This window comes from Paenibacillus alkalitolerans (assembly GCF_016482785.1).
Taxonomy (GTDB): domain Bacteria; phylum Bacillota; class Bacilli; order Paenibacillales; family YIM-B00363; genus Paenibacillus_AE; species Paenibacillus_AE alkalitolerans.
The window spans coordinates 179,142-185,393 of sequence record NZ_JAEMXM010000011.1 but is presented as its reverse complement, the minus strand read 5'-3'; the positions used below and the strand labels follow the sequence as shown (position 1 = coordinate 185,393).

Genomic DNA, 6,252 nt, shown 5'->3' with positions numbered 1-6,252 from the left:
ACTGGTCAACCCGATCAATTATCAATTCAAAACTTATAAAGGCTCCAAAGATAATAACGCTTAATATAAAGTAAAATAAAGTTTTCTTTAAGATAATTTTTCATCCTTTCAGTTTTTGGACTCTTTCAGATAACGTCTCTTGCATTCACGAACCCTCACCGGCTTAGATAGCTCCTATCTTAGCCGGTGCAGGGTTGTCCGCTGAATCCGCTTCCTCGAAAATGCTTCTTGCGGACCGAGGGGCGTCAGCCCCGATGCGTGAATGCGGTGTTATACGCAGTACCCCACTTCTTCGAGCTACAGTCGAATTTCTTCTATCTTGCTTTTTGTATATGTAATCGTTCCTCTAACCCAAAACGATCCATTATATAATGTTGAATTCGTATTTCCGTTCCAATTCTCCATTCAAATGAAGGGAATCCTTCAGAATTAATTGGGTATTCTTTTGTCGATCTTCCATATGTTTTTTCAAAATGCTTCTGGAATTCTGTAAAAGACTCGTGATAATCAGGGTACGATTTCCTAAAGAATTCAAGTATATGCAACTTATTTGAATGATTTCTATTAAAATGAAAACCAAGAACATGCGTTAAACCCCCATGCGAAATACATTCAATTGTAAAATACTCGTTTGTTACTTTATTTAAACCCGCGCCTTCAAACATTTTCGTCAACTCTACAGGCGTTACATCCCATGGAACAAATAATTTAGGCTTTTCAAGTTGAATACCCTCCAATAAATTCCTTTTATTTTTTCTGTATTTCATGATTTGTAGAAACTTCATTCTGTTCTCCTATAAGAAGATGTTTTTATTTTTGTTTTTGGGGTATTGCGTATAACGTCTCTTGCATTCACGAACCCCCATCGGCTTAGATAGATCCTATCTTAGCCGGTGCGGGGTTGTCCGCTGAATCCACTTCCTCGAAAAACCTCTTGCGGACCGAGGGGTGTCAGCCCCGATGCGTGAATGCGGTGTTATGTGCTGTTGGAGCCATCCTCGAGTTTGCTTTCACACTATTGTTTTTAATATGTCCTTGATTCGCGGTTTCAAAAGTAACTTATTCCTCGTTGATCTCGCGTTATCAGTTAAGGATTTAAGATTTTTCATTCGCGGCTCGAACAGCTACTTATTCCTCATATGATCTCGCGTTATCAGTTAAGGGTCTAAGATTTTTCATTTAATTTAGTCCTACGGCTCAAACAGCTACTTATTCCTCGTATCATCTCGCGTTGTCAGTTAAGGGTTTTAGATTTTTCATTTAATTTAGTCCTACGGCTCAAACAGCTACTTAGTCCTCGTATCATCTCGCGTTGTCAGTTAAGGGTTTTAGATTTTTCATTTAATTTAGTCCTACGGCTCAAACAGCTCCTTATTCCTCGTATCATCTCGCGTTGTCAGTTAAGGGTTTAAGATTTTTCATTTAATTTAGTCCCGCAGCTCAAACAACTACTTATTCCTCGTATCATCTCGCGTTGTCAGTTAAGGGTTTAATACTCTTCATCATTTCAGGTCCTTCTGTTACCGTTAAAGAAATTCTTTTTGTGTTTTTTGCTCCAATTGCATATAACGTCTTATTTACGAACCTACTCTTCGTTTATCCCTCTTATGTTGTGAGAAAAGACGAATCTGCTTCGTTTTACAATACAAATAATGTGAATGTGCGAACTTCGTCTTGCAACTAATATGTTGATGAATGTGCGAACCTGGTTCGTGAAATTCAACATTTAGGCGTGGGCAGTGCTGTCGATAAAGAAGCGGTCATGCTCCGCTGTCACCCCGCTCCTTCAACAATCGATCCAACGGACTCATTATGCGGCCAACATCTTTCTTGCTTACATGTGTATAACGTTCGGTAGTTTTTGAACTTGCGTGACCTAGTAACTCCTGAATGTAGCGGAGATCGGTTCCCGATTCGAGCAAGTGGGTTGCGAATGAATGCCGAAGTGTATGTACAGAGCATGGTTTGATGATTCCTGCTTTCCGGCGAGCCTGCTCGAACACCTTTTGAACAGTTCGTTCAGTCAGATGACCTGTTCCTTCTCCACCAGGAAATAACCACGTACTAGGGCGGAATGAACGAACGTAAGCCCGCAAAGTTTCCAACGCAACCGAGGACAGTAGCGTATATCGGTCTTTCTTCCCTTTGGCTTGACGAATATGGATCATCTTACGATCCGCATCAATGTCGCTGATACGAAGTCGAACAACCTCTCCCACACGCAAACCTGCTGAATACACTATTGTAAGAAGGGCCTTGTGCTTGATATTCTCAACTGCGTCTAGGACCGCTAAAACTTCTTCAGCCGATAATACATCCGGCAATCGACTGACCCGCTTCGGTCGGATAAGCCCGTCAACCGTTACTCCAACAATGCCTTCCAGCTGAGAAAAGCGTAGCAACGCACTGAGGAATTGGTTCACATGAGAATGCGAGCAACCGTCGTTTAGCAACAGTAATGAGTATCGTTTAACGTCTTCACTCGTTATTTCTCTCGCCGACTTACTGATGAATTCTAGGAATCTGCGAATGTGACCAACATACGATTTTCGTGTCTTTGGGCTTAATCCTTTTAATGTTAGAGCTTCGTAATAGTTTGAAAGCATTTTGGCATTACCTTCATCTGAGGAAACTTCCTCGATTCTAAAAAGCTCCCGCAACATTCGCCAAGATTTCTCATTATCCGGCACTGTCCACACTCTACGCTCTGGTACCCACTTCCTCCCGGTAACCATTTTTATTTTGATTACATTCTCTTCCGAATAAGGAAATCGCACATCCAATGTACCTTCCCCATTCCGAAAAACATGGTACATGAACTCCCTCCAGTACACAAAAATGTACTTCTATTTTATATGACATAGGTAGAAAATACTACCAAAATAAATGAAACTTGTAACAAAAAAGCAGCCCGGAATAGGTACAAAGACCGGACTGCTCATGGTTCGCGCCTTGAGCGACGCTTAGGTGATTAGCCTTTTTTCAAATAAACTGTGTAAGCCAATTTATTTCCAAAAAATCCAACTTCCGTGAAACCTATCGGTTTGACCATATCCAATACAGTCTTTTTCGACTGAAAGTGCGGATCAAAAATGACTTCAGTTACAGCAAGAATTCCATCAGGCTTTAAGGAGTCATAAATTTCTTTTAGCGCCAACTCTCTGTTTGGAATCTCTCCTAAAACTGTAACCAGTACGGCTCGATCGGCACCTTGTTTTGTAAGCTTGCCCTCACCCATCGCTACATTAACGAATTCAATATTCGAAAGATCTTCTCTCGCAGCTTTGCTTCGAACCACTTCCAACATCTTAAGTTGAATATCTACGGCGACTACTTGACCGTTTGGACCTACCGCTTTTGCAAGCGGTATAGTTAATCTTCCTGGACCGCACCCGATATCCATCACTTTCATTCCAGATTCAATATCAAGCCGGCTAATGATATGTTTGGATTGATTGCTTTTTGTAAAAGGATTTTCTAATTCAACGGCCCAGCGTAGCCAAAAAGGACACGGTACATTTACATGTCTCGATGATATTCTCCATACGGAAAAAATAATAATAAGAACTAAAACAAGAATAACTAAGGAAAAAATGATATACACGTATACCCTCCTCTTGATTCTGAACCGCCACGAAAGGCGAGAACACGGAGTATGATTTTCCCTAGCTCGCCTCGAATTTACTTCCATTGTAAATGACGCAGGTAGAAAATACTACCAAAAATAACCGGCAACGGAACATGCGCAAAAACAAAAAGAGCAGCCCGATATAGGTACAAAGACCCGACTGCTCACGACAATAATTATGACAAAAACATACTCATATCCCCCACATAAAACACGTGAAGCTCATGCATAGCGCGGGTGCAGGCGGTGTAAAGCAGCTTACGTTCGCTCTCTCTCCTATACCGCTCCTGCGATGCATTGTAGATGATAACCGCATCGAACTCGACGCCTTTCGCGAGATAAGATGGGATGACCGAAACTCCGGACTGGAAGGTAGCAGAGTTCTTCCCGATCAACGAAACCTCCAATCCGGCGCGACGCAACTCTTCATAAGCCTCCCGACTTTCGGCGGCAGTTTTACAAATAACGCCTACGGTCCGGTGTCCTGCCGCAACCAAACTCGTGGCGCACCTAGCAACCTTCTTGACAAGATCGGCATAGCCGGAAGCTTGCGTCACAGTCGGCGCAGCGCCTTCACGATTGAAAGGTTCAATCATCCCTTCTCCGCCCGGAATCATCCTGCTGGTGAACTCAACGATTTGCCGTGTTGACCGGTACGTGCGCGTCAGAACGAACGTCTCCGCCGGCTCGTCGGGGAACAGTGAATACATAGATTCAAATGCTGCCGGATGCGGATATATCGCCTGATTCAAATCGCCGAGCACCGTCATCTTGCTGCGCGGGAACAGCCGGTGAATCAAAGCGAATTGGAACGGTGAATAATCCTGCGCCTCGTCTATGAACACGTGCCTCACCGAGTGGTTCGACCGAAAGCCTTCAATCGACTCTTGCAAATATAAATAAGGAGTCGCATCCTCGTAAGCCAGCTCGGCACGATCCAACGCTTCCAACGTCTGCGCGCAAATTTCACTCCATGCCTCCGGCAGCCCGACAGCTCCATCCAACAACCTCGCCGCAAACTCCGGATCCTTAAACAACTGCCGATAAATTGCCGGAAAATCGATGAACTGAAGCCGCTTCACCAGCGAGCGGACAGTCTTGAACTCCGCCTCCACCACCTTCGCCGCAAGCAGATCGCGCTCCCGTTCAAATTCGTCAAACGAATCCCCCGCATCACGTTTATTCCGCTGAACTTCCCAATGCGCCCACAAATACTCCTCTTCTTCGAGCAGCTCGATCTCCTCTTCCACCCACGATTTCTCTCTCTCCGCCCGTTCGCATGCGTCCAACTCCTTACGCAGCCACTCGGTAACGAGCTTCAAGCGGTTTGGAATTCTCATCGACGCATCATAAGTGTAAAACTCCGCTTTGATTCGATCAGCGGATACGAGAATGTCGCCGCGAAACGTTACATCTTTAAAGATCATACCCTCTTCTCGCAAAGCAAACGCATACCGTTCAATCACGCTCAAGAAATCGGCGGAAGCTTTATACCGAATTCCCTCCATACGCGCCGCATACCCAGGTTCGCTCATCGCCGTAAGGGCATATTCCATCTGGTCAAAAGGATCCCCCACACCCAACGCGCCGCCGATCCGAAAAACCACATATTCCTGATACGTCGTCTGCTGCATGTTCTCTTCCCCGAGCTCGGGCAATACAGTGGAGACGTAACTGTTAAAGATCGGATTGGGCGAAAACAGCACGATTTGCTGCGCGTTGAGCGTATCACGGTACCTGTACAGCAAATACGCAACTCGCTGCAGAGCCGCTGACGTTTTCCCGCTGCCGGCCGCTCCCTGAACGATAAGCAGTCGACTCCGTTCGTTGCGGATGATCCGGTTCTGCTCTCTTTGGATCGTTGCGACGATCGTCTTCATCTGCGTGTCTGCCTGTTTGCCGAGAACTTCCTGCAGCAGCTCATCGCCGATGGTCACACCCGTATCGAACATGCTGTTCAATACACCGTCGCGGATGATATATTGTCTCTTCAAGTTCATGACTCCGCTAATTTCTCCACCCGGCGTATCGTACAAAGCAGGTCCCGGCGCATAGTCGTAATAAAGGCTCGACACCGGCGCCCGCCAATCGTAGACGAGAAACTGAATTTCATCTTCATCCAGCAAAGAGGCGACACCGACGTAAATACGTTCGGCCGTCTTCTCTCCATCTTCTACAAAGTCGATTCTTCCGAAATAGGGGGACTGTTTGAGCCGCGCCAGCACAGCAAGCTGCTTTCGGGCATGCTCGTAGCCTCTCTCCCGCTCCGCCAGCACATCCGCTTGCTGCTTAATGTTAAAGTACGATTCCATCTCATCTCTCGGGTTGAATGTCACGTCATCCCAGAAATTTTTGCGGATGTCCACAATTTCGGACTTCTTTTCGCCGGCGTGCTGCCCAAGGACTTCGATTCGGCTGCCGATCTCGCTCATCACCCGATCGATGCGCTCCTGCTCCTCCAGCCAATCTTTCTCCGTCACACTCATGCGTTCTCCCGCTCCCTTTTCGCGAAAAATGATGGTTTGACAAACCCGGATTTTCATGTTATTATATAGTTGGGGAAATACGAAAACACGAAAATCAGAGTTTGAAACCACTCTTTATTTTATCATGGAATCATTACA

Annotated in this window: 4 protein-coding genes; all 4 read right to left on the bottom strand. The window is 45.5% G+C overall.

Translation table 11 applies throughout. From position 1 onward, the window contains the following. Positions 1-314 precede the first annotated feature (314 nt). On the bottom strand, positions 315-785 hold the full coding sequence (locus tag JET16_RS17865; RefSeq protein ID WP_199618036.1) for a hypothetical protein: 471 nt from the start codon (positions 783-785) through the stop codon (positions 315-317). Positions 786-1,760: 975 nt separating this feature from the next. Further along, complete coding sequence (xerA, locus tag JET16_RS17860) at positions 1,761-2,816, bottom strand: site-specific tyrosine recombinase/integron integrase (RefSeq protein ID WP_233531791.1); 1,056 nt, start codon at positions 2,814-2,816, stop codon at positions 1,761-1,763. Between the two features lie 155 nt (positions 2,817-2,971). Continuing rightward, a complete protein-coding gene (locus JET16_RS17855; protein ID WP_199618034.1) occupies positions 2,972-3,604 on the bottom strand; it encodes a class I SAM-dependent methyltransferase in 633 nt (210 codons plus the stop codon). Between the two features lie 200 nt (positions 3,605-3,804). Next, the gene (helD, locus tag JET16_RS17850) at positions 3,805-6,114 is read right to left on the bottom strand and encodes an RNA polymerase recycling motor HelD (RefSeq protein ID WP_199618032.1); all 2,310 of its coding nucleotides are present in this window, start codon (positions 6,112-6,114) and stop codon (positions 3,805-3,807) included. Between the last annotated feature and the right edge of the window lie 138 nt (positions 6,115-6,252).

Bases quoted from the DNA above. Each gene is read 5' to 3' on its own strand.
- helD (WP_199618032.1), bottom strand. From the start codon at position 6,114: ATGAGTGTGACGGAGAAAGATTGGCTGGAGGAGCAGGAGCGCATCGAT.
- JET16_RS17865 (WP_199618036.1), bottom strand. From the start codon at position 785: ATGAAGTTTCTACAAATCATGAAATACAGAAAAAATAAAAGGAATTTA.
- xerA (WP_233531791.1), bottom strand. From the start codon at position 2,816: ATGTACCATGTTTTTCGGAATGGGGAAGGTACATTGGATGTGCGATTT.